Raw genomic sequence first — 26,529 nt, forward strand, 5'->3', positions numbered from 1 at the left:
AGAGACCGTGGTACCACCCTAATTTGTCTACCAACATAACCGGAAGTTATGGCATGTAAACCTTCAGGCTCTGATAACGGAGAGCTACCGTTTAGCATAATTGACTGTGCACGATTCCTCCGGCCTAGGTTCCAGAAAATCTTCACAGTGTTCAGCTTCAAGCTCAAGGATCCATTCGGTCTGCTTGTTTCACCGGTTCGCACCAACCACCGGCTCTCTGAGAAACGGGAGACAAACGTACTTGTTCCTATCATCGCAATTGATTTTCTATAATTATACACCCTTAAAGATCAATGTCAATCGAGGACATTGTCCTAGATAGCCCTGCATGTACATAGGATAGATACATACCAATCCTTCCTGCAAAGGGGTGTTAATGCATTGTCCTCAACTCTATACCGATGGAGCCTTCCCGTCTCCACGGTGATTTGCGCGCTTCTCTTAATTCTGATCGTCACGACAAGACAACTCCCCCCCATGGGGATGATCATGGAACCAATCAGCCATGTGTTCATGGCGTTTATGGACATCTTTTTAGATGCCCTTCCTTTCATGATTCTCGGCGTTCTGCTCTCTACCATCGTAGAAAACTTCATTCCCGAAGGTGTTATTCAGCGAATGACACCCAAGCATCCACTAGGCGGGGTATTGTTTGCCTGTGTACTTGGCATTATGTTTCCCTTATGTGAATGTGGCATGATCCCTTTCGTGCGCCGCCTGATGCGCAAAGGGATGCCTGTCTACATCGCCGTCATTTTCATTCTAGTAGGGCCAATCCTTAACCCTATCGTTTTTGCCTCTACATGGATGGCTTTCCGCGGCAACCCTGCAATGGCCTATTCACGCATGGGACTCACCTTCGTTATTGCTCTCGTGATCGGCTTCTTGCTCACGCGGTTTCTCAAGAGCAATCCATTGCGGCATCCGATTGAGCCTGTTGCAAGCATGACACATCACCACACACACGATCAAGGAACCCAACACAAGCATGTCCATGCCCAGCACATGGATCAACATGATCATCACGATCACGATCACGATCATGGTCACAATCACAACCACAACCACGCCCATGGGGATAGTCGTATTCTAACGATGATCAGCCACGGCTCCTCCGAGCTGTTCGAGATGAGTAAATACTTAATGCTGGGCGCGCTACTGACTGCGCTGATTCAGACATTCGTGGCGCAAGACAGCTTGAGTGCAATCGGACAAGGCGCCTTCATCTCCCATGTGTTCATGATGGGCTTCGCCTATTTGCTCTCATTATGCTCAACGACAGATGCCTTCGTAGCTGTTTCCTTTGCCAAATCCTTCTCACCTGGCTCCCTTCTGGCCTTCCTAGTATTCGGCCCCATGATCGACGTAAAGAGCACCTTAATGATGCTTTCGATCTTTAAGGCGCGTTTCGTTTTGACGCTATCGATTGTCGTCGCGATAACCGTATTGAGCGGCTCCCTATTGTTCATGCATTTCTTTCTGTCCTGATGGAAATGGATGACTACTCTTATTGAAGGAGTTGCGGAACGTGGTTCCTCTATTTCCCTAATAACTTATTAAATTAAAAAGTTACGGAACGTGGTTCCGCTATTCGGGTCTAAACGGGTCCAATTCGCCCATCTTAATTAAAATAACGCCCTCTCGTTCCGTAACTAGTAGAAATCACTCTCAACAACCTGAATAACGGAAACACGTTCCGTATCTCGGTTGTTGAGGGGCAGCGTAGAATAAGTAAAAAGCCTTGTTAGTTATCCCGTATGCATGCACACGGTAACTAACAAGGCTTTTCTTATCAATTAGATTTTCAAAATAGCGCCAGCACTTGCGTTCGTCACCATTTTGGTATAACGCGCCAAGTAACCAGAAGTGATCTTCGGTTGGAAACCTGCCCACGTTTCGCGACGTTTCGCAAACTCTTCATCGCTAATTTGCAATTCGATTTTACGTCCGTCCATATCAACATCGATGATGTCGCCATCATGTACAAAAGCAAGAGGTCCACCCTCAGCTGCTTCTGGTGACATATGACCCAATGAGATGCCGCGGGATGCGCCTGAGAAGCGTCCGTCTGTAATCAAGGCTACTTTCGCGCCTAGACCCATACCTACGATTTGAGATGTTGGTGCCAACATTTCTGGCATACCAGGTCCACCCTTTGGTCCTTCGTAACGAATGACAACAACGTGTCCTTCTTTTACTTTGCCGTTTGCGATACCGTACAATGCTTCGTCTTGGGAATCGAAGCAGATCGCTGGACCAACGTGACGTCCACCAACGGACTTATCAACAGCACCAACTTTTACGATACTGCCTTCAGGAGCTAAGTTACCGAACAGAACTGCCAATCCACCGCGCTCACTATGCGGGTTCGTAAGTGGACGAATAACGTCAAAGTTCTGAATCTCACGACCAGCCACGTTCTCGCGAAGTGTTTGTGCCGTAACGGATAGACAGTCACCGTTGAAAGCACCTGGCTTTTTGAGCAGCTCATTGATTACCGCACTCACACCGCCTGCCAAATGCACATCTTCAATGTGGTAATCGGAAGCTGGGGCGATTTTGGCAAGGTGAGGAACGCGTTCAGCCACTTCGTTAATACGAGCAATCGGATACTCGATACCTGCTTCTGCCGCGATAGCCAATGTATGAAGAACTGTATTCGTGGAACCACCCATCGCCATATCCAAAGCAAATGCGTTATCAATCGCATCAATCGTCACGATATCACGAGGTTTAATGTCTTTCTCAATAAGAACCATTAGCTGTTTCGCACAATCTTTAACGAATTGCTTACGCTCTTCAGCAACGGCAAGAATCGTACCGTTACCTGGCATTGCCAATCCTAGACCTTCAGCAAGACAGTTCATGGAGTTCGCTGTGAACATACCGGAGCATGATCCACATGTCGGACAGCCGTATTGTTCTAGCTCTTCCAGACCCGCTTCATCCAATTTACCCGCCTGGAAAGCACCAACGCCTTCGAATACGGAAGAAAGGGAAATGGATTTACCGTTTTTATCTTTACCAGCTTTCATCGGTCCACCGCTGACTAACATCGTTGGGATGTTAACGCGAAGGGCACCCATGATCATACCCGGTGTAATTTTATCACAGTTCGGAATACAGACCATACCATCAAACCAGTGTGCATTAACAACCGTTTCCAATGAATCCGCAATAATCTCACGGCTTGGCAAGGAATAACGCATCCCGATATGACCCATCGCAATACCATCGTCAACCCCGATTGTGTTGAACTCGAAAGGAACCCCGCCCGCTTCACGAATGGCTTCTTTGACAAGCTTACCGAATTCTTGCAAATGAACATGTCCAGGAATAATGTCTATATAAGAGTTACAAACCGCAATAAATGGTTTGCCGAAATCTTCCTCTTTAACGCCGGCTGCACGTAGTAAGCTACGGTGTGGAGCGCGGTCGAAACCTTTTTTGATCATGTCACTGCGCTGTTTTGGATGTGCCATTCTTTATTCCTCCTAGAATTCATATCTGTTATGAAAACAATGAAACTATCATACCACACTTCTCGTAATATTTCTCCCTTTAGTGTGATAACGCATCAACGTGAGAGTAAACAAGTTTACATACGAGACATCGATTCCTATTTATTAACTTACTTCCTGCCAAAATCCGCCTTGATTTCGCCCCACTTTTTCGTATCCCATTTGACGATTTTATTCGTGTAAGTATTCGTATGCAGCCATTTCAAGGCCCGATCCACCAAGGTCCAAATTTCTTCCGTAGACGCATCACGAACTAAATTTGTTGATACTTCCTTCTTGCGAATCCAGCTGAGCGCTGTAACCGAATCGGTATAAATGGTCTGTTTACTGCCCTTTTTCTTCAGGTAAGCAAGTCCATGTACAATGGCTAGAAACTCACCAAGGTTATTCGTTCCCTTCGAGATCGGTCCCTGGTAGAAAATAATTTCACCTGTCCGTGTATCCACACCCTTGTACTCCACGATGCCCGGATTTCCTGAGCAGCCTACATCGACAGAAATACTATCATAATCCACCTCTGGAGCTGACTCTGGTGTCGCTGACTTTTTGCCCGTTGTCGAGGCAGCCGTGCCTTTACCGGTAAAATTAAGAGATTTCTGCCAGCCCTTCTCCAGCGCTTGACGTGCTTCACCTTCGGATTCATAAGATTTGAATTTCGCTTGCGGATACCCGTTGGTCTGCGCTTGGCATTCTGCCCATGTACGGTAAACGCCAGGCTTATGTCCTACCCAAACCACGTAAAATTTCGATGCAGCCATATTATTCACTCCGTAATTTTAGTTGTAATTGTCCTACAAGCTCTTCCACGACCTTCACCGTATCTTGAAAATACGGGCGGTAATCCAAATCTGCAATGAATCGAAGATACGTTTCACCAATGTCTACAATTTGTTCGCGATACTCACGGCAAGGAATGACATGCGACTCAAGTTCGCGGTATGTACCGTTCGTCCGCTCTTCCACGGAAGAAAGCTCTATCTGTTCCTCCGCTAGATGACGCACAACGAATGAGAAGCCTCTGCACTCCGGGTCGCCGCAGCCGCATACGAAGAACGGCATCCGCTCCCATTGATCGGCAGGGGCGAAGCGGTTCGGTGCTGTGTCGTGCAGCGCGCTATACAATAAGGCTGGCAAGCCAACGTCAATGCATAAAGGTTCTTCAATAATCAAACTATCCGCCACTGACAGATGGACATCCGCTTGAATGATCTGTAAATCTTTATCTAGGGACCAGCCCTTAATCGCTAGTTCAAACATGCTTTCTCCCCGCTTTCCCGACTTCCATTTTCCCATTATAACAAAGTCGAAACGTTCCTGCTTTTAGGCTTTTAAAAAAAGGATTAAATTTCCAATAAAAAAATGAGTAATATTTATAAAACAGTTCATACTACCTACTACTGGAGGTGATATCAGATGGCTACAGGACAATCTCGCAGCAGTAACTCCTTAGTAGTTCCTCAAGCTTCATCGGCCCTAGACCAATTGAAGTATGAAGTTGCTCAAGAATTGGGCATCCAAATTCCTCAAGATGGCTACTACGGTTATATGACGTCTTATGACACAGGATCTATCGGGGGCAGCATCACTCGTCGTCTCGTTCAAATTGCTGAGCAACAACTTGCTGGTACAAGCAATAAATTCAGCAGATAATTACGATCCAAAATACTTAAGCAACAAAAGGGCCTTCTTCCGGGTAGATACTCGGAGAAAGCCCTTTTTTATCTCATTTATTTGATGTCGTAGATTTTATATAAATCATCCAACATGATGTTAGCTGATCTAACCCCGCCGCCTGTATTCCACGTTGCATCATTTACTTTAATTAATTTGTTTTCTTTCACCACTTTAAGATTTTTCCAAAGTGGATCATTCATCCATTCTTGCTCTTGTTTATTGCCTTTGCCATCGCCGATTTCATACGTAAAGTAGAATACGCGATCAGCTGCATCCAGCTCAGTTAAACGTTCCTTCGTAATGTCTTCGAATGACTTCTCGCTACTTTTAGCATCTGAACGAGCAATGCCAAGTTGTTTGAAGACTACACCTGAGAACATATCATCATAATAATATCTCGTTTTACCACCCATAAACCGAATGACAGCTACTTTTTCCTTCAGCTTATCGCCCGCTTTTGCTTTGAAATCATTAATTCGTTTATCGAAACTAGCGATCACTTTGTCGCCTTCTGCCTTCTTATTCAAAGCATCTGCATACAGACTGAAGTTGTTTTTCCATTCACCACGCAGTGTTTCTGAGAAAACCGTCGGTGCAATAGCTTTCAATTGCTCATATACTTTCTCTTGACGAAGCTTATTACCAATAATTAAATCGGGCTTAAGCGATGCGATGACTTCCAAATTCGGTTGCCCTTCGACACCTACTGTAGTTACACCTTGCATGTCCGCTTTAAAATGCTCAAACCAAGGGTTACCGTAAAACGATTCAACAGCGCCAACTGGTTTAATCCCAAGTGAAAGCAATGCTTCTGTTCCTTCATTTGTCAAAATTACAACACGTTTGGGATTCGCAGGGACTACAGATTCTCCCATGGCGTGTTTAATTGTGCGTGGAGCTTCTGCTTTCACAGTTTCTTGCGGAGCTGTAGAGGCAGACGACTTCGTTTCTGCTTTTTCTCCACATGCTGTTACGACCATACTAAAAACAAAGAGACATGCAATAAGAGCCCACGCTCTTCCAAACGTGAGGTGTTTTTTACTAAACATAATAATGGTGTTCCCCCTAGTTGACTTGTTTTGTGATAATCATTCTCACTATCCTAGGACACATATTACTAGAATATATCCAACTTTGTCAACTCATTTGATAATGATTATCATATTCGTTGACTTCCCGTACGGATAACTTTAAAATATACGAAGCAAGAAAGGTTGGAAGGAAGCAGGTAACTATCATGCACATATCAACGTCAGAACGCCTCTCTCATCTTTATAAAAGTATTGGATTACTAGCAGCAGTTTGTGTTCTCCTAGCATTAATACTTAGCAGCGTCCGCTTCGGACTCCATGCGTATTCCTGGGATCAAATCATGACTTCCTTTAATCCTTCTGACAAACCAACGAATGAATCGATTATTATTCAAACTGTACGTATACCTAGAGCTTTGATTGCCGCGCTTGTTGGCGGCAGCTTGGCAGTCGCAGGCGCATTAATGCAAGCGATGACGCGCAATCCACTCGCTTCGCCTAGTATCTTCGGGATAAATTCTGGAGCAGCATTTGCCATTGTCGTAGCTGTTGGCTTTTTCAATGTATCCAGCCTTACGCAATTTGTTTGGATTGCTTTTTTCGGTGCCGCTATCAGCGCATCACTGGTCTATGGGCTCGGATCACTGGGCCGTGACGGCTTAACACCAATGAAAATCACGCTCGCAGGTGCTGCGATGACAGCCTTTTTCGCTTCGCTTACACAAGGTATTCTGCTTGGCAATGGCAAAGCCTTTGAACAAGTGCTGTACTGGCTTGTTGGTTCTGTTGAAGGGCGGACCATGGCGATGCTGCAATCGGTGTATCCCTATATGCTGATTGCTTGGATCGGCGCAATCCTGTTATCTCCTCACATTAACATTCTATCGATGGGTGACGATATTGCCAAAGGGCTTGGGCAGCAAACCGTATACATAAAACTAATTACTGCACTCATTATTGTTATTCTTGCTGGTGGTTCTGTTGCCGTTGCTGGTCCAATTGTGTTCGTTGGCCTTATGATTCCTCATATTGTCCGCTTTCTCGTGGGCATTGACTATCGATGGGTTATTCCCTATTGTGCGATTCTAGGCGGTATCTTGTTGGTCAGTGCCGATATTGGGGCTCGCTTTATTATCATGCCGAAGGAAGTTCATGTTGGCGTCATGACAGCTATTCTTGGCGTTCCATTCTTTATTTACATTGCACGCAAAGGGGGACTCCTCAAATGAGTGCTTCCAAGCAATTTGTTACGATTCGAAGCAAAAGCTACTCTTTTTTAATAAACAAAAAATCCATCCTGATTACACTAGCCCTCCTTGTTGCTGTCATCCTCATGATGATTGTGAGCACGGGTGTAGGCAGTATTACGATTAAACCTTGGGATGTCGTGCGCGCAGTGTTCGGCTATGGGACAGATCCAAGTACGATGATTGTTCGAACACTGCGTTTACCTCGTGTTATTGTGGCAGTCCTGATCGGTGCATCTTTAGGCGTTGCCGGTGCCATTTTACAAGGGATCGTGCGCAATCCGCTAACTTCACCCGACACAATTGGTACAACAGGCGGAGCAACGTTGGGCGCTGTTTCTTTTTTCTTCTTTTGCTCGGATAAACTAAGTATTCATTGGCTGCCCGTTGCAGCTATTCTAGGGGCATTCTTAGCAACCTTAATGGTTTATTTCTTTTCTTGGAAAAATGGCATTACACCACTGCGACTCGTCCTCATTGGGACTGGGCTCACAGCCGCAATGAGCGCCGTATCTTATCTCATGATGCTTACCGGCCCCATTGTACTCGCCAATCAATCCCTTACTTTTATGACTGGCAGCATTTACGGAGTATCTTGGGCTAAAGCAGTGTATCCCTTGCTTCCTTGGGTGGCTGTGCTGTTACCCGTTATTTTCTTCTACGCGCGGCACATTACAATCCAATCCTTAGGAGAGGATATTGCACAAAGTGTTGGAAGTCACGTTCAGCGTCAACGTTTTCTGTTAATTATGCTTAGTGTCGCCCTGTCAGGGGCTGCTGTCGCTTTTGGCGGAGCAATCAGCTTCATTGGGCTCATGGCTCCACACATTTCACGCAAGCTTGTCGGTCCTAGCTTCGGTTCTTTGATTCCTGTCGCTGCACTCACGGGCTCCCTGCTGCTGTTGCTAGCAGACTTAGCTGGTCGTTTCCTATTCAAGCCGCTTGATATACCAGCAGGCGTCTTCACAGCAGCCATCGGCGCACCTATTTTTATCTACATCCTATATCGCAGTAGAAATCGCGGATAACCTCCCACGTCTACGAAAAGGAGAAACAGCCCATGACAACCTTAGACCAAGCACTCGAAGCCCAATCGCTTCAATTGACATATGGAGATACAACGATTTTCCAAAGCTTAAATCTGCAAATCCCTAAAGGGAAAATAACCGTATTTATCGGCAGTAATGGTTGTGGTAAGTCCACGTTACTGCGCTCCCTTGCGCGACTTATGAAACCAACCTCGGGAAGCATTCTACTGGACAGCCATGAGATTGCTAAGCTCTCTACCAAAGAAGTCGCTAGACGTATGGCGATCTTGCCTCAAGGACCTACAGCACCAGAAGGACTCACGGTCAGACAACTCGTCAAACAGGGACGCTATCCTTACCAAAGCTGGCTCCAGCAATGGTCCGCGGAGGATGAAAATAAAGTTATGAGCGCTCTCGAGCTTACCAATATGCTTGAGTTTGCCGATCGCACCGTCGATTCTCTCTCCGGGGGACAACGCCAGCGCGCTTGGATTGCCATGACTTTAGCTCAGGACACTCCTACTTTACTCCTAGATGAACCTACTACCTATCTCGATCTTACACATCAGATTGAGGTACTGGACTTATTATTTGAGCTGAACGAGAGAGAACAGCGCACAATCGTCATGGTTCTACATGACATTAATCTAGCGTGTCGCTACGCGCACCACATTGTTAGCATCAAGAAGGGCTCTGTTTATGCAGAAGGAAAGCCTGAGGATATCGTAAATGCACCATTGCTGCTTGATGTGTTTGATATGGATTGCCAGGTAACGACGGATCCCATCTTTGGAACCCCGATGTGCATCCCTTATGGCAAGGGTCGCATTTTACTCAAAAAAGAACCCCAGTCACAATTGTGATCGGGGTTCTTTTTTGAGCTATAGAAAGGTATGAGTGCTATATCGTTCTTGCATATGTAGCCATATTATAGTTACTCTCGAACATGATACTAATTGAAATAACATTCTTTCTTACCGTGAAGTCGAACAAAATTTCCCCGTGCGTCCAGCTCCTCTTGCGCTTGAGTGATTCAATTGCCATTTGGCGAAAAGATTGAAATTGCAATTCAGTCAGTCCCAAGTTAGTCACAGCAGGTAATACTCCCTCAGAGCTTTCAAATGGGAGATGCTTTATCCCAAATTTACCAATCTCATTGTTGCGAATGTGCACAAAAACTGTACCTGAATTCACATTAGAAAGCTCTTCCTTAATCTTGCGAAAAACCACATCAATTTGTCTCGCGAGTGTCATCTGTTCCAATTTTGTATTACTCCCCCTTAAATTATGTTTATTTACTAATTATGTTAATTTTTGTGACTGTAGACCCATTATACCCATAGGGTTTACATAATTCAACAGTTTATTTTGAATATTCTAACAATTCAGAATATTATTAATGTTTTCTTGATATAAATTCCATTTTTCTTGTAAATATCCAACGATTGTTGTCGAAAAACTGTAGAATGTTTCCATGTTCAGTGATATAATTTTCGAATATACCTATTTTTTTCTCCATAAGTAAACAAATTTTGCAGAGGAGTCGGTCGGATTGGAACAATTATCATCCTTATCGTTTAGAAAGAAACTACAAATTGGTTGTTTTGCACTAATTGGCTTAAATTCACTTTTCATGATGATTGTATCTTTTGCCACAGACTGGAATCGCTTACTTGGTATTATTTTCCTAGTTATTATTCTAGCTGGCAGCTATCCTTTCATTCGTTGGTTTGAAGGTCAACTGACTGAGCCAATCGATGGTATCTCTCGCATTGCACTTAACATTTCCAAAGGTGACTTCTCTCAAAAGGTTGCGATCACTTCTGATGACTCTCTTGGTCAACTAGGCCAATCCTTTAACAAGATGATTGATAAGCTCCGTGATATTTTGCGTGATACAGGCTCTATTTCTAAGCAAGTTTTCCAGACAAGCCGTGATATCTACGTAAAAAATGAAAGCTTCCGTACCGTGCTTGAGCAAGTGAGTATTTCGGCCCATGAGCTAGCAGCAGGTGCGGGACAAATCTCCGAGGAGATTTCTGGTGTATCCATCACCTCCAAAGATATCGAAGTGAAAATCGTGAACTATGCTGGATCAGCAAAGGAAATGAAAAACCGCTCGGATCAAATGATGACTCTCGTTGAGAAAGGTCGCACATCCGTTGAAAGCCAAGGCGTCGGTATGAAACGAAATGTTGAAGTAACTAGACAGGTATCGGATACGATCGACATGTTGGCTCGTCAAGCAGCTGGAATTACGAACGTTACTCGCTCCATTTCCGAGATTGCGGAACAAACAAATCTGTTGTCCCTGAACGCATCCATTGAAGCTGCAAGAGCGGGCGAGCATGGACGAGGCTTCGCTATCGTAGCGCAAGAAGTACGTAAGCTTGCTGAAGAATCCACATCCCTAACACGTGAAGTGTTCGGCTTCGTCAAGAGTATTGAGCAAGGCATTCAGGATGCAATTCGCAGCATTCAAGTCAATGAAGACGTCGTCAAGAAGCAAACGGTCTTAATCGACCAAACTGAAATTGTATTTGCTGAGATTGTCGGCAGCGTTGGATTCATTTCCGAGGAAATTACACGCTTCGCTGAAGAAAGCGAAAGCATGCTTCAAAGCTCCGGTCAAATTGCGGCAGCGATGGAAAATATTTCAGCAATTACTGAAGAGTCCGCGGCTGGTACGCAAGAAGTGTCCGCTTCCATGAATGAGCAAATTTCAACGGTACAAGGCATTGTGACACAAGCGGAAGAAATGACGCGTGTTGTGACCCAATTGCAGCAAACGATTCAGATCTTTAAGCTATAAACGATAAAACAAACAGCCCCTCTGAGGTCTACCTCAGGGGGCTGTTTAATTTATCCGATGAGCGACGCGTACGAGGCGGGGATAGCAGTGTGAGCGACTCCCTCAACCAACCCTTCCTACGCGCGAATCTTCGATTCTGTTAGCTCCATGAACTGCTTCACGTCTTGCACTGCCATGTCAACGGCACTTTGCCAGAAATCCGGCTCGGTAAGGTCCACACCCAGATGCTTCTGTGCGAGCTCCTCCACGTTCATGCTGCCTGTATCTCTAAGCAAGGAGATGTACTTATCTTCGAAGGTTGCGCCTTCCTGCACAGCTCTTGCATAAATGCCAGCACTGAACATGTAGCCGAAGGTATACGGGAAATTGTAGAACGGAACATCCGTCGCGTAGAAGTGCCCCTTCGCTGCCCAGAAATGCGGATGATAGCTGCTTAAAGCGTCTCGATAAGCAAGCTTTTGCGCATCAACCATAAGCTCGTTCAGACGAGCAACGCTCACTAAGCCTTGACTGCGTTCTGCATAGAAGTTCGTTTCAAAAATAAATCGCGCATGAATATTCATGAAGAAAGCGATAGCTCGTTGAATTTTATCCTCGAGCAGAACAATGCGCTCATCATCTGTCGACGCACTCTTCACGACAGCATCCGCTACGATCATCTCAGCGAAGGTAGATGCGGTTTCTGCTACGTTCATTGCATACTCCTGCGCGAGAGCTGGCATATCCGTCATCACATGCTGATGGTAACCATGTCCTAGCTCATGCGCCAGCGTAGAGACGTTATTCAGCGTCCCGCCATATGTCATGAAGATACGTGTCTCACCCGCTAGCGGGAATGAGGTACAGAAGCCGCCAGGGCGCTTACCAGGACGATCCTCTGCTTCGATCCAGCGCTTCTCGAACGCATCCTCAGAGAAGGCAGCAAGCTTCGGACTAAACCGCTTGAATTGATCAATGATGAGACTCGCACCTTCGTCGTATGAAATCTTCTTGGACGAATCGCCAAGCGGCGCATCGACGTCTACCCATGCCAGCTTGTCAACGCCTAACAGCTTCGCTTTTCGATTTAGATACTCCACGAAGAGACCTTTATTACGGTCAATAACGTCCCACATTACGTTCAACGTTTTTTCTTCCATCCGATTAATTGCAAGTGGTTCTTTATGTATGCTTTTCCAGCCTCTTGCCTTATAAACCTGAAGACGGAAGCCAGCCAAGTGATTCAATGCTTCGGCACAATATTCCTCTTTATCTGTCCAAGATTTTTCCCATTTCTCAAATAGCTCTAAACGCTCTTCACGATTCTCTGTATGCAGCTTATTAAAAGCTTGACCTGCTGATAACTCAACCTGCTTACCATCGACTTCAACTGTCATGCTAAATTGACCTACGGTCGAATTATACAAATCGCTCCACCCATGATAGCCGTCAACGGCCAAATCATTAATTAATGCCTCTTGTTCAGGCGGTAACTTTTCTTTAGCAAGTGAGCGACGTTCATCCAACGAAAAGGCGATGGCCTGAAAGGGCTCTTGCTGCAGCATCGTTGTCCAAACCTGATCTGGAATCCCAGTTAGAATCTGATCAAAATGTGTGAGGGAAGATAAATGCTCGGCATATAAGCTTTTGACTTGTCCACTTAGTACAGGCGCTTTCTTGTCCTTCTGATTATCCGCTTGCAAACAACCCACGAATGAATCAGCCTCATGAATATGCATCACATTGTGCTGGAGCAATTCAATCAATTGTGCCAGATCTCCGGTATTCTCCACGCTTTGAGGGGAAGCCGTCTGACTTACCTGCTCTTGAAAAGATGCAATAGATTCCTGAAGCTTCTTCAGGTGTGCAGCGAATGCAGGAGAATCACTTCCTCCAGGGAAAAATGTTTCAAGATTCCATGTTTGATTAAGAGGTAATGTTAACAATGCGATCACCTTTCCTTTCCACTTTTAATTAAATCATATCCGATAGCTAATCGCCAACTATCCTCATCTTGCTCATTGCTTCTCTTCACAAAGTATGATTCAATTATGTATAGTTCCTTCGGACTAAATTGGAACAGGATGGGTGATTTCTCAATAATGAAACCTTTGCAAATATCTCCTGAAACTGCTGTTAAGTTAGCTGAGCAGCTTAAAGTACCTTTAGAACATCTCATGCATATGCCACAACATATTCTCCTGCAGAAATTAGCTGAGCTCGCGAAGAATACTTCTTCAGAAAAAAGCGAACCGGAATCGAAGTAGACCTTGATCCCTTTTGCTAACACTTGGCCTTACGACATCATCATGAAGGACATTTACGTGGCCCAATGTCCATTCTGTCTTAGCTCAAATGTCTTACTGCCGCTCAAAATTCATGAACTCACCTCCATACATGAAGGTAAAAAGAAGCTGCTCGTCTTCCCTTGTTGTCATAACAAGCTGACGCTTGTGGATACTGACCGGGATTATTTATTAGCGGACACCGCGGTACGAAACAGACATAATTCGTAGTTCATTGCAAGGAGCAAACGAACCTTTATGAATGAGTACCTCATTCCTTTGACAAGCGCATGTACTTTAGTGACCTTAAATTATTTAGCGTTGAAAGTTCATAGCAAGATGCTGATCGATTCGCACGAACATCTATTTGCATCGCTGTTGACAGGCTTAGCCAGCATCATCATGATGCTGGTTCCACTGCCGGAAACATTTGGTTTAATCGATCTTCGCTCGTTACCTATCTTCATGGCCGGCTTGCGATATGGATTGCCTGTTGCTCTCTTCTCAACCATACTGCCCGCCGGCTCTGGTCTCATTTCACAAGAAAGTCAAGCCTGGTTCATCATCGCACAAGACCTCATTGCCCCAGCCTTCATTAGCTCCTTTTTTCATAACAAAGAATATCGTAACGGCTTCATGGACATTCCTATTCGACTTGCCCTCCAAATTTGTGGTTTCGTATTTATGCTTCGTCTAGTAACACATAGCTTCCTTACACGCAGCTTTTCTTGGTCCTATACGCTAGATCAATTGTTTATGTTTGCTATCACATCGGCCACCCTCTTCATGATTATCGTGATGGTGAATGACGAGAACAACAATTGGCGATTACAACGTAAGCTTGAATTACAGGCTAATCAAGATGGATTGACCAAACTGCCTAATTTACGAAGCTTTATGCCAATCGCCACTAGTGCCTTACATAAACGGCAAATCTCCATCATGATGATCGATCTCGATAATTTCAAGCTTTACAACGATCGATTCGGACATTTGGAAGGAGATCAACTTCTCCAAGAAGTAAGCTCCGTTCTGCGCCATCTCATTCAAGAGCAGGATTACCTTGCCAGATATGGTGGAGAAGAGTTTATCCTGCTTTGTTCAGAGACAGACCCTGCCCGACTCCTAAGCTATGGCCAAAGTCTATGTACGTCAATTGCGGAATTATTTCTTTATAAAAAGAACGGTCTCGAAGCAGCGCCTATCTCCATTTCAATCGGAATCTCGACTGCCGCATCCGCTCACACAGATCTAAGAACGCTTATATCAGAAGCCGATCACGCACTTTATCAGTCCAAACATACTGGCAAAAACCGCCCCACACTCTATGCCCATCCACAAGTACATGAACAAAAAATGAACGCTTAACCATTCGGTTGTACACCGCATCATGGCTTAGCGTTCATTTTATTGTCTGAGCAACGATCATTTAGGTAGCTTGTTTCATCTCTTCCGGTAATTCTAAGCGCATCGCCAGCATATCTTCACGTGTTGTAGCCCATTGCTCACGACTAGCTCTAATCATCCCCGCGTCCATAATCTTACGATCATTAATGATGCGTGAAAACCATTTAATCGCATCTGGAAACCTTTTCAATCTCCGATTCAGCTCTCCCATTAAATACATAAGCCTTGCGTTATTCAAATCCAAGCCTTCAGTTTCAAATACGTCAACATAGGCATCCAACGCGAATGAGAGGAATCGTTCTTCCTGCTCCCAGTCCTCTTTGATTCGGTAAAGCCAAGCCAAGTGATGCAACAGTCCAGCAACAACGCGTGACTTCTCGTTCTTGATCTGTGCACTCAGTAGTGCCAGCTTGTAGCTCAGAAGCGCATCATCCCATGTTCGTTCTTTGCAAAAATCACGCATAGACCAGTTCTGCGAGACTTTCTCATTAAAAACTTCCCTCTGTGCTGAACTCCATTTATCTGAAAAGTTTTCTGAATGTGCATATCCGCAAAACGGGCATATTCGTACAACATAGTAGTCAGGATTAATGTCCTTGAAATGTAGGCAGAAGTCAGAATCTGACTTACTCGCTTTCTTGAAGCTTGGTCGAACCTTCATCGTTTTAAAGGAATTCGTACAGAAGGTGCACGTCACTGAGATCTCATATAATGGTTCGACCACTAGAATTCCCGCCTTTTCCCAAAGTTATATAGCAGGAAGAACGGACTAGTCTTCCTCAGGTGTGTTTATGAAATGATAGGCAGAGCCTCTAAGCCGTTCAATTAGAAAAGCCTTTAAATCATCAGGCAAGCCTACATCCGCCATCGCTTCTGTCATACAAGCTAACCATGCATCAGCATGTTCTCTTGTGATCGGAAATGGCATATGCCTCGCTCGCATCATTGGATGACCATGGGCATCTGAGTACAAGGTGGGGCCACCGAAGAATTGGGTCAAAAACAATGTCTGTTTCTCAATAACGGGTCCTATATTAGCGGGAAAGAGCGGCGAAAGTAATGGATGCTGCTGTACTTTCGGATAGAAAGCCTCTACCAAACGGCTTACCGTCTCCGCCCCCCCCATTAACTCAAATAATGTTCTGTTCCTGCTCTCTGACATGCCAATAAACCTCGCAATTCGTAATCAATAGTTCTCTAAATCCTCATCCCCTGCGTGCATGAGCGTTTCTCGAATGACAAACACGAACATACAGACAACTATTCCGGCAATGACACCTGTCATTTGAATCACTCCCGACGTATAGGATTTAAGTTTACCTAGTTCTATTTTACCATAAAATTAAGGGCTGAACAGTACCAAGGACTGATAAATTCGGGACGGCATGTATGTCCAAGCTTATTCATATAGTTGAATAAGAGGAGGTATCTATCGTCTATGCCTAAACAAGACTTCACCCCTGCGTTACTCATGTCGTTCGTTATTATTGCCATTATTGTATGCTTAGTTCTGTTCCCGCATGTCGGATTTCAATCCGCTCTGCGCGGCGTTTCCATTTGGTGGGATGTGCTCTTCCCCGCACTTTTCCCATTCTTCGTCATCTCCGAAATATTGCTCGGCTTCGGGATCGTTCACTTCTTCGGCACGCTGCTTGATCCCATGATGCGTCCCGTTTTCCGTATCCCAGGTATCGGCGGGTTCGTCATGGCCATGGGCTTCGCTGCTGGTTATCCTGTCGGCGCAAAGCTAACGGCGCAGCTCTGGGAACAGAAGCTGGTCAATCGGGAAGAGGGCGAACGTCTTGTCGCCTTCACGACAAGTTCGGATCCGATATTTCTGATCGGAGCCGTTTCGATCGGTTTCTTTCATGACGCTTCATTAGCCATGATTCTAGCCGTTGCCCATTATGGAGGTTCGTTCATAATTGGCCTGATCATGCGGTTTCACGGTAGAAAAGCCATATCCACGCCTCAGCCTTATAAAGAGAGAGGGCCTGTGTGGAAGCAAGCCTTTGAGACTATGCATAACGCAAGAATACAGGACGGAAGACCCCTCGGCACTTTGTTAAGCCAATCTATTCTACAATCTCTCCGTTTAATTTTCGTTGTAGGTGGACTTGTTGTCTTCTTCTCCGTCGTTCTGGAGGTTCTCACATCTGCCCACGTAATGAATGTATTCTATATGCTGATCACTTCCCTATTAACAGTCACAGGTTTACCGCATGAGCTCTCGCAAGCCGTCATGAATGGATTATTCGAAGTCACACTAGGTGCCAAAGCAGCAGGCGGTGCCCCCGCCGACCTGGCCCTCTCGAGTAAAGTCGCCATCGGCGCCTTCATCCTCTCATGGGCTGGCATGTCCGTCCATGCTCAAATTGTTAGCTTATTAAGTCATACGAATATGCGATATCTCCCTTTTCTTTTCGCCCGCCTGCTGCATGGATTTCTCTCATCTGCTATTGTTCTCCTTATTTGGGAGCCTATGCAGCGATTTCGCAGTCCGCAAGCTGTTTTCTCGCCTCACTATGAGGCAACAGCACCCGTTATGAGCTATTTAAAGCTTATTTTTCCGATAAGTGCGATGGTCTTTGTTGGTGCTTTTGCTGTCATCATGGGTCTCTTCCTCGCATATTCCTTACTTAAACTGGTGTATGAAAAGGTTGGTGGAACAAGATAATATGGGTAACTACGATCATGTTTATAAAGGGAGAGAATATTCAGATATGATAGCAGCCGTCCCCCAAGAGGCGAAAGGTCTACCTCCATCGATTGAGCGTTTAAACGAGCTAGCCTTTAATTTATGGTTCAGTTGGAACCATGATGCTCTGCAGCTTTTTGAAAGCATGGACCCTGCTCTTTGGAAAGCCTTTGGTCATAATCCCGTTCAATTACTGCATGAGCTAGATGCAACACAACTTATTGCGCTAAGCCAGGACAGTGCATTTGTCGAGCGCTATCTTCAGGTCATGACGAGATTTGATACGTATATGAACGAACCCTCTTGGTTCCAAAACAACTATTCCGACGAAGCCTTTGTGCAAATTGCTTATTTCTCCGCGGAATTTGGTTTTCATGAATCGCTCCCGATTTATTCAGGCGGGCTTGGCATCCTGGCTGGTGATCATATCAAATCATCCAGTGACCTTGGGATACCTCTCGCAGGCGTTGGCCTCCTTTATAAAAAAGGCTATTTCACGCAAAAAATTGATAGCAATGGCAATCAGGAAACTGAATTATTTCCCTATGATTTTAAGCAATTGCCGATTCGTCCAGTCCTTCAAAATGATCAACAACTCACGGTCTCATTAAATATATCCGGTCGCAATATCACCCTTCTGGTATGGGCGGCTCGGGTAGGACGTAATTTGGTCTTTTTACTTGATACAGATCATGAAGCGAATAATGACGCGGATAAAGCGCTGACCGCACAGCTGTATGGTGGTAATCAAGACATGCGCATAGCCCAGGAAATGGTGCTGGGAATCGGTGGCGTTAAGGCACTGCGAGCATTGGGCATATACCCGAATGTATACCATATCAATGAAGGACACGCGGCTTTCCTTACCTTAGAGCGTTTGAAGGAACTGCTTCACTTGGGCCTTCCTTTTCACGTTGCGGTAGAGACCGTACGCTCTGCCACTGTATTTACGACCCATACGCCCGTTCCAGCGGGTCATGATACCTTCTCTGTCGGGATGGTGGAACATTATCTCGGTCATCTGTTTAGCGAGCTTCCTAAGCATAAACAAGGCATCATCTCGTTAGGACTCGATCATAAGTCCGGTCAATTCAATATGACACATTTGGCGATGAATACATCAGGGCTTCGTAATGGCGTCAGCAAGTTGCATGGCCAGGTTTCAAGAGAAATGTTCAAAGAATTTCATGGACATATCGATGCGAGCGAAGTGCCTATCGGTTCCATCACGAACGGTGTTCATTTGGATACTTGGACAGCGCCTGCGTGGAAGGAGCTTTTCGATCGATTCCTTCCTGGCACATGGCGTGTGGAGCAGTCCAACGAGCATCAATGGGCGCAGATCGAGGTCATTCCCGATGAATCTATTTGGAAGGTGCATCAACAATTGAAGGAGGATTTAGTTCGTTTTGCTCGCAAAAGTCTCATGGACCAGCGAAAACGTAACGGGGAATCCGAAGAACGGATCGAAGAGGTTTGGCACTATTTAAATCCTAAAGCCCTTACAATTGGATTCGCGAGACGCTTCGCCACCTACAAACGGGCTAATCTCATTTTCAATGATTTGTATCGGCTCAAGAAATTAATCAATGATCCCGAAAGGCCGGTGCAGTTTATTTTTGCAGGTAAAGCCCACCCTGCCGATTACCCTGGTCAAGATCTCATTCGCGAAATTTACCGCATCTCACAGTTGAAAGAGTTTCTCGGTAAAATCGTTATTCTCGAGAATTATGATATCAACATGGCTCGGTATCTCGTTCAAGGCGTCGATGTCTGGTTAAATAACCCTCGCAGACCCCTTGAGGCAAGCGGTACGAGCGGACAGAAAGCAGCCATGAATGGTGTCCTTAATTTCAGCGTGCTTGACGGCTGGTGGGAGGAAGGCTACAACGGTATGAATGGTTGGGCCATCGGATCTACAGGAGCCGCGGACTGGGCCGCACAGGAGAAAGAAAATACGAAAGCGATTTATCACCTTTTGGAGAATGAGATTATTCCTCTCTACTACAATCAAGGTGAGATTCCACATCAATGGATCGGACGTATGAAGCGAGCGGTTCAATCGCTCAGCCCGGTCTATAATACACACCGAATGGTACAGGACTATACGAATCATACGTATTTGCCAACGGCCAAACGCGCTCGTCTTTTTGTAGCTGATCAATACGATGTGGCTACCAAAGTCGCCGATTACAAACAATTCATCCGCAGTAATTGGCATCAGGTCAGAATTATGAATATTGATGACCATGCTAATAAATCGACGTCTGAAGTCCCGTTAGCTGAGATTCCACCCTCAACGAAAGTGATCACCGCGCAAATACATTTCGGTCCGATTTGGCCGCAGGATACGGCAGTAGAAGTCATTTATTATGCAGAAAGTGGCGAAATATGGGAGCAGAAAATCATTCTGATGGCTCCTGTTGGGGAGCTGATTGAGCAATCGCAGCGATTCCAAGCTACAATTCCATCACATCTTGTCCATGGGCCTCACTTTTCGATTCGTGTGCGCCCCATCTCATCCAACTTCGCACATTCGTTCGAACTCTCCCTTGTTACGAGTACCCTGTCTTAACAATAAAATCGGTTAACCTTAGATAAAGCCCCGTTTGGGGCTTTTCTTATTGACTTAGATAAATTATGATGAGAAGAGAATTTACAAGATGTACAGGCAGATGTGAATGTAAATCTAACGACTTGGTGATGCTATGGATTGGAATAAGGTACTAGAATTGGCTTCTTTTTCGCCAAATCAGGATTGTCATATTATCATTGTTGGTGAATGTAAAGATGGGTCGCCTTTCTGCTTTGAAGATAACTTTGCTATCGACAAAATAAGTGAGGATTCGATAACAGTGTATCTGGAGCAACTGGGCTTATACCCTTTCGACAAGCTCGAACATGTTTCTTTCGTTGAATTTTCTTTCAAAGATGGCGCCCTTTTATATTACGCTTATGTTGATTTGATTGGGCTGGAACTCAAGAAGACGATCTGTTATCTGACCTTATCTCTGCCAGAAGAAGTTTTTCAGCATCAAAACAGACGATATCCCCGTGCAAAGCTTACGCTGCGAACACCGCTTACACTACGTATCGCTGGCATACGAAGCTTATCTGCGCAAAAAGGTGTCGCTTTTACTGGACAACTCCTTGATATTAGTGCAGGTGGTCTGTCATTTGTCACATCAAACCGACTTTTCTTTCCACTGCTTCTGGAATTTAGCTTTATTCTCCCGAGTTTCTCCCAACCAATCACGGTCTATGGCGAAATTGTCAGGGTTACACATTTCAGCAATGATAGTTATCGTGTTGCAGCAGAATTTCGGCATACCCCTGAATCCATTCTCCAAGAAATCGATTCATATTGCTCTAATTATTAGGAGGAACAAGATTGAAATACAACGTCATTGAACGAGGCGATGACATCTCCAAGGGGCTGACCGAACGGTTCCACGCTCTCGCCGCTCAGCAAGGCATGCCAAGGGATGAAGAACATCCCGATATCGTCCTGTCCATTGGCGGAGATGGCACGATGCTCCAAGCTTTTCATAAATATGTGGACAAGTTAGATCACATTGCATTCGTTGGGATCCATACGGGTCATCTTGGCTTTTTTGCAGATTGGAAGCCTGATGAGCTGGATCATCTTGCTTCACTCATGTTTAATGTGGCAACACCTGAGGAGCTGCAAATCGTGCGATACCCCGTTGTCGAGATCGAAATTACGACAGATAAGGGTGTTGAAACGCATCTCGCACTGAACGAGTTTACGATTCGAGGCATCGAAGTTTCGCTTGTAGCAAGACTTCATGTGAATGATGAAATGTTCGAAATGTTCCGCGGTGACGGCATTTGCATCTCTTCCCCCGCTGGCAGTACGGCTTACAACAAGAGCTTGGGTGGTGCCATGGTTCATCCATCACTAGAAGCTATTCAAATTGCGGAGATCGCGTCGATTAACAATCGCGTGTACCGTACGCTTGGTTCATCCATGATTTTACCTAAGCATCATCACTGTGACATTTATCCGAAAGCACAGCAGAATATGCTGCTGTCGTTGGACCATTTATATATGCAGCGTGAAGATGTCGTTTCCATTCGATGCCGTGTAGCTTCCAATGTGAAAGTGAAATTTGCCCGATTCCGTCCGTTTCCTTTCTGGAATCGCGTTCGTGAGGCATTCGTTGGTCTCGAAGTGAAGTAACAAAGAAACATACATGCTGTAAGACAAAACGCGACAAAACGCCACCTGCTCTCCACAATGTTTGGAGTCCAGATGGCGTTTTTTATTGAGATTACTAATTAAACTGTCGTTGAGCTAATGACTTCTGAAGGTATCTGCTGCTTAGGCGCGTTCACTTTTTCGATAATAAAATACGCACAGCCGAAGTTGCAGTACTCATTCAAGTAATCTTGAAGAGCTGCGATAGAAGATTCTTTGGTCGCCTTCGGGTGGATTTCTTTGAAAAACCCTCTCAGTCGCAATTGACTGTATCCCCAATCGCCAACAATATAATCGTAACGCTCCAACACTTCACTGAAGCGTTCCTTGAACACTTCGAAATTCCAACCATTTTTGTGATCGGTGACAAGCTCGTATGTTTTATTTGCAATTTGAATCATGGTGGTAGGAAGCTCTCCTTTCTATGATCCGTTCAATGAATGCTACACGCTAGATGCCGATTTAACCTGTTCATGCGCATGATAGGAGCTGCGTACCAATGGCCCTGACTCCACGTGCTTGAAGCCGCGTTTCATGCCTTCTTCTTTCAACATAGCAAACTGTTCGGGTGTGTAGTACTTCGAAACAGATAAATGCGTCGTAGACGGCTGCAAATATTGCCCGATCGTCATAATGTCACAATCCACTTCACGCAGGTCTTCCATAGTTTGAAGCAGCTCTTCCCACTCTTCCCCTACTCCAATCATGACACTGGATTTCGTTGGAATGTTCGGTGCTATCCGTTTAGAACGCTGCAACAGCTCCAGTGAACGACGATATTTCGCTTTGGAACGGACTCGATCTGACATCCGCTCAACCGTTTCCATATTGTGATTGAGAATATCAGGCTTTGCCTCAAGCACGGTAGCCAGGGACTCTTCTCGACCTAGGAAGTCAGGAATCAGCACCTCAACTGTGCACATAGGCAGCTTACGCCGAATCGCTTTGATCGTTTCTGCGAAAATCATTGCGCCACCATCTGTTAAATCATCGCGTGCCACAGAAGTTACAACACAATGACGAAGTCCCATTTGCAAAGCAGCATCTGCTACGCGTTCTGGCTCTTCCAGATCAAGCTCGGTAGGAAGTCCAGTTTTCACTGCACAAAAGCGACAAGCGCGCGTACAAATATCGCCTAGTATCATAAAAGTCGCTGTCCGATTCGCCCAGCATTCATGAATGTTCGGACATTTGGCTTCTTCACAAACTGTATGCAACGTCTTGGAACGCATCATGGATTTGATTTCTTTGAAATTCTCATCGGTTTTGAGATTAATCTTTAACCAGTCTGGTTTTCTCTCTAATACTTTTCTAGGCACTGTAATTCCCGCCTTTTTATTTGGTTTCTCAATGATGTTATTATAACATGAATGACTGACAAAACAATCCACTTTGGAGGTCAGTTGTGATACACTTGTTTAGATGGACCAAAACAGCTCAGCTTACTACATAAAGGCTGTATGGGAGGATAGAAACATGAGCATACAAGAAGTAACGCGTGAGAAAGATCGCAAGCTTGGCGAAATTCTTAGAAACATGGGCCGTGTCATCGTCGCCTTCTCCGGAGGAGTTGACAGTACATTCGTCCTCAAACGTGCACAGCAGGAGCTTGGTGATCAAGTACTTGCCGTAACCGCAGCATCTGAAACGTTTCCCACGAGGGAGTTCGATGCCGCAGCACAACTAGCCGAACAATTTGGCGTTCGCTTGCACAAAACAGAGGTAAAGGAATTGGAGAACGCGAATTTCGTTGCCAATAATCCTGACCGTTGTTATCACTGCAAGACGGGGCTTTATTCCCATTTACAAGATATTGCGAAAGAACTGGGATATCCGTATATCTTGGATGGTTCCAATGTAGACGATCTAGGTGACTACAGACCAGGTCTTCAAGCGAAGAATGAACAAGGTGTACGAAGTACGCTGCAAGAAGCTGGGTTAACCAAAGACGAGATCCGAGCGCTTTCCAAAGAGCTAGGTCTGAGTACTTGGAACAAGCCTTCCTTTGCGTGCTTGTCCTCCCGTATCCCGTATGGGACACAAATTGAGAAGTGGAAAATTGACCAATTGGATGAAGGCGAATACTTCCTGTCCCAGCTTGGTCTATATCAAGTCCGTGTGCGCCACCACGAGAAGATTGCTCGGATTGAAGTGATGCCGGATGAAATTCACAAGGTCGTTGAACATCGTGATGCGATCTATGAAAAATTCAGCAAGCTTGGCTTTACGTATGTCACGTTAGACTTGCAAGGCTACCGTACTGGCAGCATGAATGAAGTGCTGTCTCAAGAAACGAAAGATAAGGTGAAAGAAGCCTCATTATGATGGACTTAGAGAAGATCTTAAAACTCGTCCAGACAGGCGATCTGGATATAGACGAAGCCAAGAAGCAAATCATCAAAGAAGGCGGCTCAGGTCCCGCCAACCTTGATCTTGGATTTGCGCAGCTCGACATCGATCGCGAGAAGCGTACGGGCTTTCCCGAGGTCATTTTCGGGGAAGGCAAGACGCCCGAGCAGATCGAGGCTATTTTTCGGCGGCTCATGGAGCACACCGATCGCGTGCTAGCCACACGCGTCGACGCGGCCAAAGCCGCTCATGTTGTTGCCAACGTGGCAGGTGTCACCTACCACGAAACCGCACGGGCGCTCACCTGGTTTAAGCGCCCGCTGCTCAAAGTCCACGACGGCTACATCGCCGTCGTGTGCGCAGGCACCTCCGACCTCCCTGTGGCGGAGGAGGCAGCCCTTACGGCAGAATGCCTAGGCAGCCACGTTGAACGCGTGTTCGACGTGGGTGTCGCTGGCATTCATCGGCTTTTCCGCCGGCTCGAACTCATTCGCGGTGCGAACGCGATTGTCGTTGTGGCCGGCATGGAGGGAGCACTCGCCAGCGTCATGGGCGGGCTTGTGTCTAAACCCATCGTCGCTGTGCCGACGAGTATTGGGTACGGTGCGAACCTTGCTGGGATCGCACCGCTGCTGTCCATGCTGAACAGCTGCTCGCCTGGTATATCCGTTGTCAACATTGACAATGGCTTTGGCGCAGGGTATTATGCTGGACTCATTAACAAAAATATGTCGAAACGAGCGTGAACTACGACCATGCGCATTCTATATTTGGACTGCTTCTCTGGTATAAGCGGCGATATGACTTTAGGCGCTCTTGTGGATGCGGGAGCAGATCGAGGTTATATTGAGGATGAGCTTTCCAAAATCACACTAGAGCCTTACACCTTAGAATGGAAACGCGTTGTAAAACGTGGTATTTCCGCTCTAAAGCTGGATGTCATACTCGACCCTGAGCATCCGCCTAAGCATCACAGACACTACTCAGAAATCGTCAACGTCATTCAAAAAGCAGAATTCAATGAGCGAGTTACGGCACTCAGCTTAGCTATCTTTGAAAAAATTGCGATTGCTGAGGCTAAGATTCACGGGACTCCTATTGAAAAAGTACATTTTCATGAAGTCGGTGCCATAGATTCCATCGTTGACATCGTAGGTGTCGCATTAGCCATCGACTCCTTGCAGATCGAGCGTATTTTCGCCTCTCCAGTACCATTAGGATCTGGAACCATACATATCGATCATGGTATTTATCCAGTTCCCGCTCCTGCTACACTCGAGATGATGCGAGGCTTACCAATCGCTTCTACGCACTATAGCTTGGAAATGACCACACCTACAGGTGCTGGCATTATTTCTGGGATTGTTGATGAATTCTCCAAAAGCTTCCCACCGATGGTCGTTGATAGCATTGGCTATGGAGCAGGTACGAGAGATTTGCCAAAACAACCCAATGTACTGCGCGTTGTAGTTGGTAAGATCGATCCTTTTATCGGCAAATGGCAAGTGAGTCATGAGCATCTGGCGCATGAGCATAGTCATGAACATACGCACACTCATGATGACCATCACCACCATCATGACCATTCACACAGCCACACTCATGATCACAGCCATGATCACGATCATCATCATGGTCATTCTCATACTCACTCGCATCATGGAGATCTCACAACTGGCACCCCTCAATAGTCAAACCAATGACAAACGCCCTTCCATCATTCTGGAAGAGCGTTTTTTTGTCTTTTCTGTTGCAAAAATAACAATCTAACTTCCTCATAAACCTTCTTCAGAGGAACTTCATGCATCTTCGCCACTTGTTCACATTCATTAAATTCAGGTGCGTATTGCACTAATCTCCCAGCATGATAACCAACCTTTACTGTTAATGGTCCCCAAGGTGTTTCCACACGCTCAAATTCTCTTGCCAATCGATGACAAGAAGCATGCAGATACCGAATGCCCAGCGTAGTTGACTCACTAAAAATAATCTCCTCGATAAGAGAGAGTCGTTCCTCGTCAACGAGCACATTCAACATAATACCAGGACGTCCCCGTTTCATAATAATGGGTATCATATAAACATCATTTGCACCTGCATCAAAAAGCTTATCCATGACATACGTCATCCACTCTGGATTCATATCATCCAAATTAGCCTGAACTAAAAGCATATGATCGTCAACGTGCTCTTCTCTATGGTTAAAAGTCACTCTTCCCACCTCTTATTGGCATCATAGCAAATATCCCTCAACAACGAAAGATCGAAGGATAAAC

At 45.5% G+C, this 26,529-nt stretch carries 27 protein-coding genes and 1 other annotated feature (1 of these 28 cut by a window edge); of the genes, 16 read left to right on the plus strand and 11 right to left on the minus strand.

What is annotated here, in order from left to right:
* Positions 1 to 263, minus strand: a binding site (T-box leader); it reaches 10 nt to the left of the window's first position.
* A gap of 226 nt (positions 264 to 489) precedes the next feature.
* Positions 490 to 1,488, plus strand: a complete 999-nt coding sequence (locus AC58QC_RS18515; RefSeq protein ID WP_497416594.1) for a permease — start codon at positions 490 to 492, stop codon at positions 1,486 to 1,488.
* Between the two features lie 308 nt (positions 1,489 to 1,796).
* On the opposite strand, the gene ilvD is transcribed toward AC58QC_RS18515, so the two are convergent.
* The 3 genes from ilvD to AC58QC_RS18530 form a co-directional block, all read right to left on the minus strand.
* On the minus strand, positions 1,797 to 3,482 hold the full coding sequence (ilvD, locus tag AC58QC_RS18520) for a dihydroxy-acid dehydratase (RefSeq protein WP_497416595.1): 1,686 nt from the start codon (positions 3,480 to 3,482) through the stop codon (positions 1,797 to 1,799).
* A gap of 149 nt (positions 3,483 to 3,631) precedes the next feature.
* A complete protein-coding gene (rnhA, locus tag AC58QC_RS18525; RefSeq protein ID WP_497416596.1) occupies positions 3,632 to 4,279 on the minus strand; it encodes a ribonuclease H in 648 nt (215 codons plus the stop codon).
* 1 nt (position 4,280) lies between these two features.
* A complete protein-coding gene (locus tag AC58QC_RS18530; protein WP_497416597.1) occupies positions 4,281 to 4,778 on the minus strand; it encodes a hypothetical protein in 498 nt (165 codons plus the stop codon).
* Positions 4,779 to 4,934: 156 nt separating this feature from the next.
* Between AC58QC_RS18530 and AC58QC_RS18535 the strand changes: the two genes are divergently transcribed.
* Positions 4,935 to 5,171, plus strand: a complete 237-nt coding sequence (locus AC58QC_RS18535; protein ID WP_056613391.1) for an alpha/beta-type small acid-soluble spore protein — start codon at positions 4,935 to 4,937, stop codon at positions 5,169 to 5,171.
* A 77-nt stretch (positions 5,172 to 5,248) separates the two neighbouring features.
* On the opposite strand, the gene AC58QC_RS18540 is transcribed toward AC58QC_RS18535, so the two are convergent.
* Positions 5,249 to 6,244 (minus strand): ABC transporter substrate-binding protein, encoded by a 996-nt coding sequence (locus tag AC58QC_RS18540; RefSeq protein WP_497416598.1) that lies wholly within the window; start codon positions 6,242 to 6,244, stop codon positions 5,249 to 5,251.
* A 188-nt stretch (positions 6,245 to 6,432) separates the two neighbouring features.
* Between AC58QC_RS18540 and AC58QC_RS18545 the strand changes: the two genes are divergently transcribed.
* Genes AC58QC_RS18545 through AC58QC_RS18555 form a run of 3 tightly spaced genes read left to right on the plus strand, consistent with a single transcriptional unit; the run spans position 6,433 to position 9,364 of the window.
* Positions 6,433 to 7,455: a FecCD family ABC transporter permease gene (locus AC58QC_RS18545; RefSeq protein WP_497416599.1), complete on the plus strand. Its 1,023-nt coding sequence runs from the start codon at positions 6,433 to 6,435 to the stop codon at positions 7,453 to 7,455.
* Entirely contained in the window at positions 7,452 to 8,501 is a 1,050-nt protein-coding gene (locus AC58QC_RS18550) for a FecCD family ABC transporter permease (protein WP_497416600.1), read from the plus strand. Before AC58QC_RS18545 ends, AC58QC_RS18550 begins: the two co-directional genes overlap by 4 nt.
* A 32-nt stretch (positions 8,502 to 8,533) precedes the next feature.
* Positions 8,534 to 9,364: an ABC transporter ATP-binding protein gene (locus tag AC58QC_RS18555; protein WP_497416601.1), complete on the plus strand. Its 831-nt coding sequence runs from the start codon at positions 8,534 to 8,536 to the stop codon at positions 9,362 to 9,364.
* 37 nt (positions 9,365 to 9,401) lie between these two features.
* On the opposite strand, the gene AC58QC_RS18560 is transcribed toward AC58QC_RS18555, so the two are convergent.
* Positions 9,402 to 9,755: an O-methyltransferase gene (locus tag AC58QC_RS18560; protein WP_497416693.1), complete on the minus strand. Its 354-nt coding sequence runs from the start codon at positions 9,753 to 9,755 to the stop codon at positions 9,402 to 9,404.
* A 298-nt stretch (positions 9,756 to 10,053) separates the two neighbouring features.
* Here AC58QC_RS18560 and AC58QC_RS18565 point away from each other — a divergent pair, with 298 nt between their 5' ends.
* A complete protein-coding gene (locus AC58QC_RS18565) occupies positions 10,054 to 11,313 on the plus strand; it encodes a methyl-accepting chemotaxis protein (protein ID WP_497416602.1) in 1,260 nt (419 codons plus the stop codon).
* 116 nt (positions 11,314 to 11,429) lie between these two features.
* On the opposite strand, the gene AC58QC_RS18570 is transcribed toward AC58QC_RS18565, so the two are convergent.
* Positions 11,430 to 13,247 carry a M3 family oligoendopeptidase gene (locus AC58QC_RS18570; protein ID WP_497416603.1) on the minus strand — a complete coding sequence of 606 codons (1,818 nt, stop codon included), beginning with the start codon at positions 13,245 to 13,247 and terminating at the stop codon, positions 11,430 to 11,432.
* 147 nt (positions 13,248 to 13,394) lie between these two features.
* Here AC58QC_RS18570 and AC58QC_RS18575 point away from each other — a divergent pair, with 147 nt between their 5' ends.
* The 3 genes from AC58QC_RS18575 to AC58QC_RS18585 are packed head-to-tail and all read left to right on the plus strand — an operon-like array spanning position 13,395 to position 14,945.
* The gene (locus AC58QC_RS18575) at positions 13,395 to 13,559 is read left to right on the plus strand and encodes a YycC family protein (protein WP_497416604.1); all 165 of its coding nucleotides are present in this window, start codon (positions 13,395 to 13,397) and stop codon (positions 13,557 to 13,559) included.
* Between the two features lie 3 nt (positions 13,560 to 13,562).
* Positions 13,563 to 13,808, plus strand: coding sequence for a hypothetical protein (locus AC58QC_RS18580; RefSeq protein WP_497416605.1), 246 nt, complete (start codon positions 13,563 to 13,565; stop codon positions 13,806 to 13,808).
* Between the two features lie 27 nt (positions 13,809 to 13,835).
* Entirely contained in the window at positions 13,836 to 14,945 is a 1,110-nt protein-coding gene (locus AC58QC_RS18585) for a GGDEF domain-containing protein (protein WP_497416606.1), read from the plus strand.
* Positions 14,946 to 15,006: 61 nt separating this feature from the next.
* Here the strand turns inward: AC58QC_RS18585 and AC58QC_RS18590 are convergent, their stop codons facing one another.
* On the minus strand, positions 15,007 to 15,708 hold the full coding sequence (locus tag AC58QC_RS18590) for a DUF2225 domain-containing protein (protein WP_497416607.1): 702 nt from the start codon (positions 15,706 to 15,708) through the stop codon (positions 15,007 to 15,009).
* Between the two features lie 45 nt (positions 15,709 to 15,753).
* The gene (locus tag AC58QC_RS18595) at positions 15,754 to 16,146 is read right to left on the minus strand and encodes a globin domain-containing protein (protein WP_497416608.1); all 393 of its coding nucleotides are present in this window, start codon (positions 16,144 to 16,146) and stop codon (positions 15,754 to 15,756) included.
* A 276-nt stretch (positions 16,147 to 16,422) separates the two neighbouring features.
* Here AC58QC_RS18595 and ylbJ point away from each other — a divergent pair, with 276 nt between their 5' ends.
* The 4 genes from ylbJ (at position 16,423) to AC58QC_RS18615 (ending at position 21,886) form a co-directional block, all read left to right on the plus strand.
* Complete coding sequence (ylbJ, locus tag AC58QC_RS18600) at positions 16,423 to 17,661, plus strand: sporulation integral membrane protein YlbJ (RefSeq protein WP_497416609.1); 1,239 nt, start codon at positions 16,423 to 16,425, stop codon at positions 17,659 to 17,661.
* A gap of 1 nt (position 17,662) precedes the next feature.
* Positions 17,663 to 20,257 (plus strand): alpha-glucan family phosphorylase, encoded by a 2,595-nt coding sequence (gene glgP, locus AC58QC_RS18605; RefSeq protein WP_497416610.1) that lies wholly within the window; start codon positions 17,663 to 17,665, stop codon positions 20,255 to 20,257.
* Between the two features lie 133 nt (positions 20,258 to 20,390).
* Entirely contained in the window at positions 20,391 to 21,062 is a 672-nt protein-coding gene (locus tag AC58QC_RS18610; RefSeq protein WP_497416611.1) for a flagellar brake protein, read from the plus strand.
* A gap of 11 nt (positions 21,063 to 21,073) precedes the next feature.
* Positions 21,074 to 21,886: an NAD kinase gene (locus tag AC58QC_RS18615; RefSeq protein ID WP_497416612.1), complete on the plus strand. Its 813-nt coding sequence runs from the start codon at positions 21,074 to 21,076 to the stop codon at positions 21,884 to 21,886.
* A gap of 98 nt (positions 21,887 to 21,984) precedes the next feature.
* On the opposite strand, the gene AC58QC_RS18620 is transcribed toward AC58QC_RS18615, so the two are convergent.
* Both AC58QC_RS18620 and lipA read right to left on the minus strand, forming a co-directional pair.
* The gene (locus AC58QC_RS18620; protein WP_497416613.1) at positions 21,985 to 22,305 is read right to left on the minus strand and encodes a YutD family protein; all 321 of its coding nucleotides are present in this window, start codon (positions 22,303 to 22,305) and stop codon (positions 21,985 to 21,987) included.
* A gap of 42 nt (positions 22,306 to 22,347) precedes the next feature.
* Entirely contained in the window at positions 22,348 to 23,256 is a 909-nt protein-coding gene (gene lipA / locus AC58QC_RS18625) for a lipoyl synthase (RefSeq protein WP_497416694.1), read from the minus strand.
* Positions 23,257 to 23,380: 124 nt separating this feature from the next.
* On the opposite strand from lipA, the gene larE reads away from it, so the two are divergent.
* From larE to larC, 3 genes are read left to right on the plus strand one after another with little or no spacing between them, the layout of a single operon-like run.
* A complete protein-coding gene (gene larE / locus AC58QC_RS18630) occupies positions 23,381 to 24,229 on the plus strand; it encodes an ATP-dependent sacrificial sulfur transferase LarE (protein WP_497365365.1) in 849 nt (282 codons plus the stop codon).
* Positions 24,226 to 24,999, plus strand: a complete 774-nt coding sequence (gene larB, locus AC58QC_RS18635; protein ID WP_497416614.1) for a nickel pincer cofactor biosynthesis protein LarB — start codon at positions 24,226 to 24,228, stop codon at positions 24,997 to 24,999. Before larE ends, larB begins: the two co-directional genes overlap by 4 nt.
* A gap of 9 nt (positions 25,000 to 25,008) precedes the next feature.
* Positions 25,009 to 25,944: a nickel pincer cofactor biosynthesis protein LarC gene (larC, locus tag AC58QC_RS18640; protein WP_497416615.1), complete on the plus strand. Its 936-nt coding sequence runs from the start codon at positions 25,009 to 25,011 to the stop codon at positions 25,942 to 25,944.
* Between the two features lie 26 nt (positions 25,945 to 25,970).
* Here larC and larC2 read toward each other — a convergent pair whose 3' ends face one another.
* Positions 25,971 to 26,465, minus strand: coding sequence for a nickel pincer cofactor biosynthesis protein LarC2 (gene larC2 / locus AC58QC_RS18645; protein WP_497416616.1), 495 nt, complete (start codon positions 26,463 to 26,465; stop codon positions 25,971 to 25,973).
* Between the last annotated feature and the right edge of the window lie 64 nt (positions 26,466 to 26,529).

The sequence above is a fragment of the Paenibacillus sp. J22P51 genome (assembly GCF_059692215.1).

Coding starts and splice junctions, on each gene's coding strand:
- AC58QC_RS18515 (WP_497416594.1), top strand. CDS start 490: ATGGAACCAATCAGCCATGTGTTCATGGCGTTTATGGACATCTTTTTA.
- ilvD (WP_497416595.1), bottom strand. CDS start 3,482: ATGGCACATCCAAAACAGCGCAGTGACATGATCAAAAAAGGTTTCGAC.
- rnhA (WP_497416596.1), bottom strand. CDS start 4,279: ATGGCTGCATCGAAATTTTACGTGGTTTGGGTAGGACATAAGCCTGGC.
- AC58QC_RS18530 (WP_497416597.1), bottom strand. CDS start 4,778: ATGTTTGAACTAGCGATTAAGGGCTGGTCCCTAGATAAAGATTTACAG.
- AC58QC_RS18535 (WP_056613391.1), top strand. CDS start 4,935: ATGGCTACAGGACAATCTCGCAGCAGTAACTCCTTAGTAGTTCCTCAA.
- AC58QC_RS18540 (WP_497416598.1), bottom strand. CDS start 6,244: ATGTTTAGTAAAAAACACCTCACGTTTGGAAGAGCGTGGGCTCTTATT.
- AC58QC_RS18545 (WP_497416599.1), top strand. CDS start 6,433: ATGCACATATCAACGTCAGAACGCCTCTCTCATCTTTATAAAAGTATT.
- AC58QC_RS18550 (WP_497416600.1), top strand. CDS start 7,452: ATGAGTGCTTCCAAGCAATTTGTTACGATTCGAAGCAAAAGCTACTCT.
- AC58QC_RS18555 (WP_497416601.1), top strand. CDS start 8,534: ATGACAACCTTAGACCAAGCACTCGAAGCCCAATCGCTTCAATTGACA.
- AC58QC_RS18560 (WP_497416693.1), bottom strand. CDS start 9,755: ATGACACTCGCGAGACAAATTGATGTGGTTTTTCGCAAGATTAAGGAA.
- AC58QC_RS18575 (WP_497416604.1), top strand. CDS start 13,395: ATGAAACCTTTGCAAATATCTCCTGAAACTGCTGTTAAGTTAGCTGAG.
- AC58QC_RS18585 (WP_497416606.1), top strand. CDS start 13,836: ATGAATGAGTACCTCATTCCTTTGACAAGCGCATGTACTTTAGTGACC.
- AC58QC_RS18595 (WP_497416608.1), bottom strand. CDS start 16,146: ATGTCAGAGAGCAGGAACAGAACATTATTTGAGTTAATGGGGGGGGCG.
- ylbJ (WP_497416609.1), top strand. CDS start 16,423: ATGCCTAAACAAGACTTCACCCCTGCGTTACTCATGTCGTTCGTTATT.
- glgP (WP_497416610.1), top strand. CDS start 17,663: ATGGGTAACTACGATCATGTTTATAAAGGGAGAGAATATTCAGATATG.
- AC58QC_RS18610 (WP_497416611.1), top strand. CDS start 20,391: ATGGATTGGAATAAGGTACTAGAATTGGCTTCTTTTTCGCCAAATCAG.
- AC58QC_RS18620 (WP_497416613.1), bottom strand. CDS start 22,305: ATGATTCAAATTGCAAATAAAACATACGAGCTTGTCACCGATCACAAA.
- larE (WP_497365365.1), top strand. CDS start 23,381: ATGAGCATACAAGAAGTAACGCGTGAGAAAGATCGCAAGCTTGGCGAA.
- larB (WP_497416614.1), top strand. CDS start 24,226: ATGATGGACTTAGAGAAGATCTTAAAACTCGTCCAGACAGGCGATCTG.
- larC (WP_497416615.1), top strand. CDS start 25,009: ATGCGCATTCTATATTTGGACTGCTTCTCTGGTATAAGCGGCGATATG.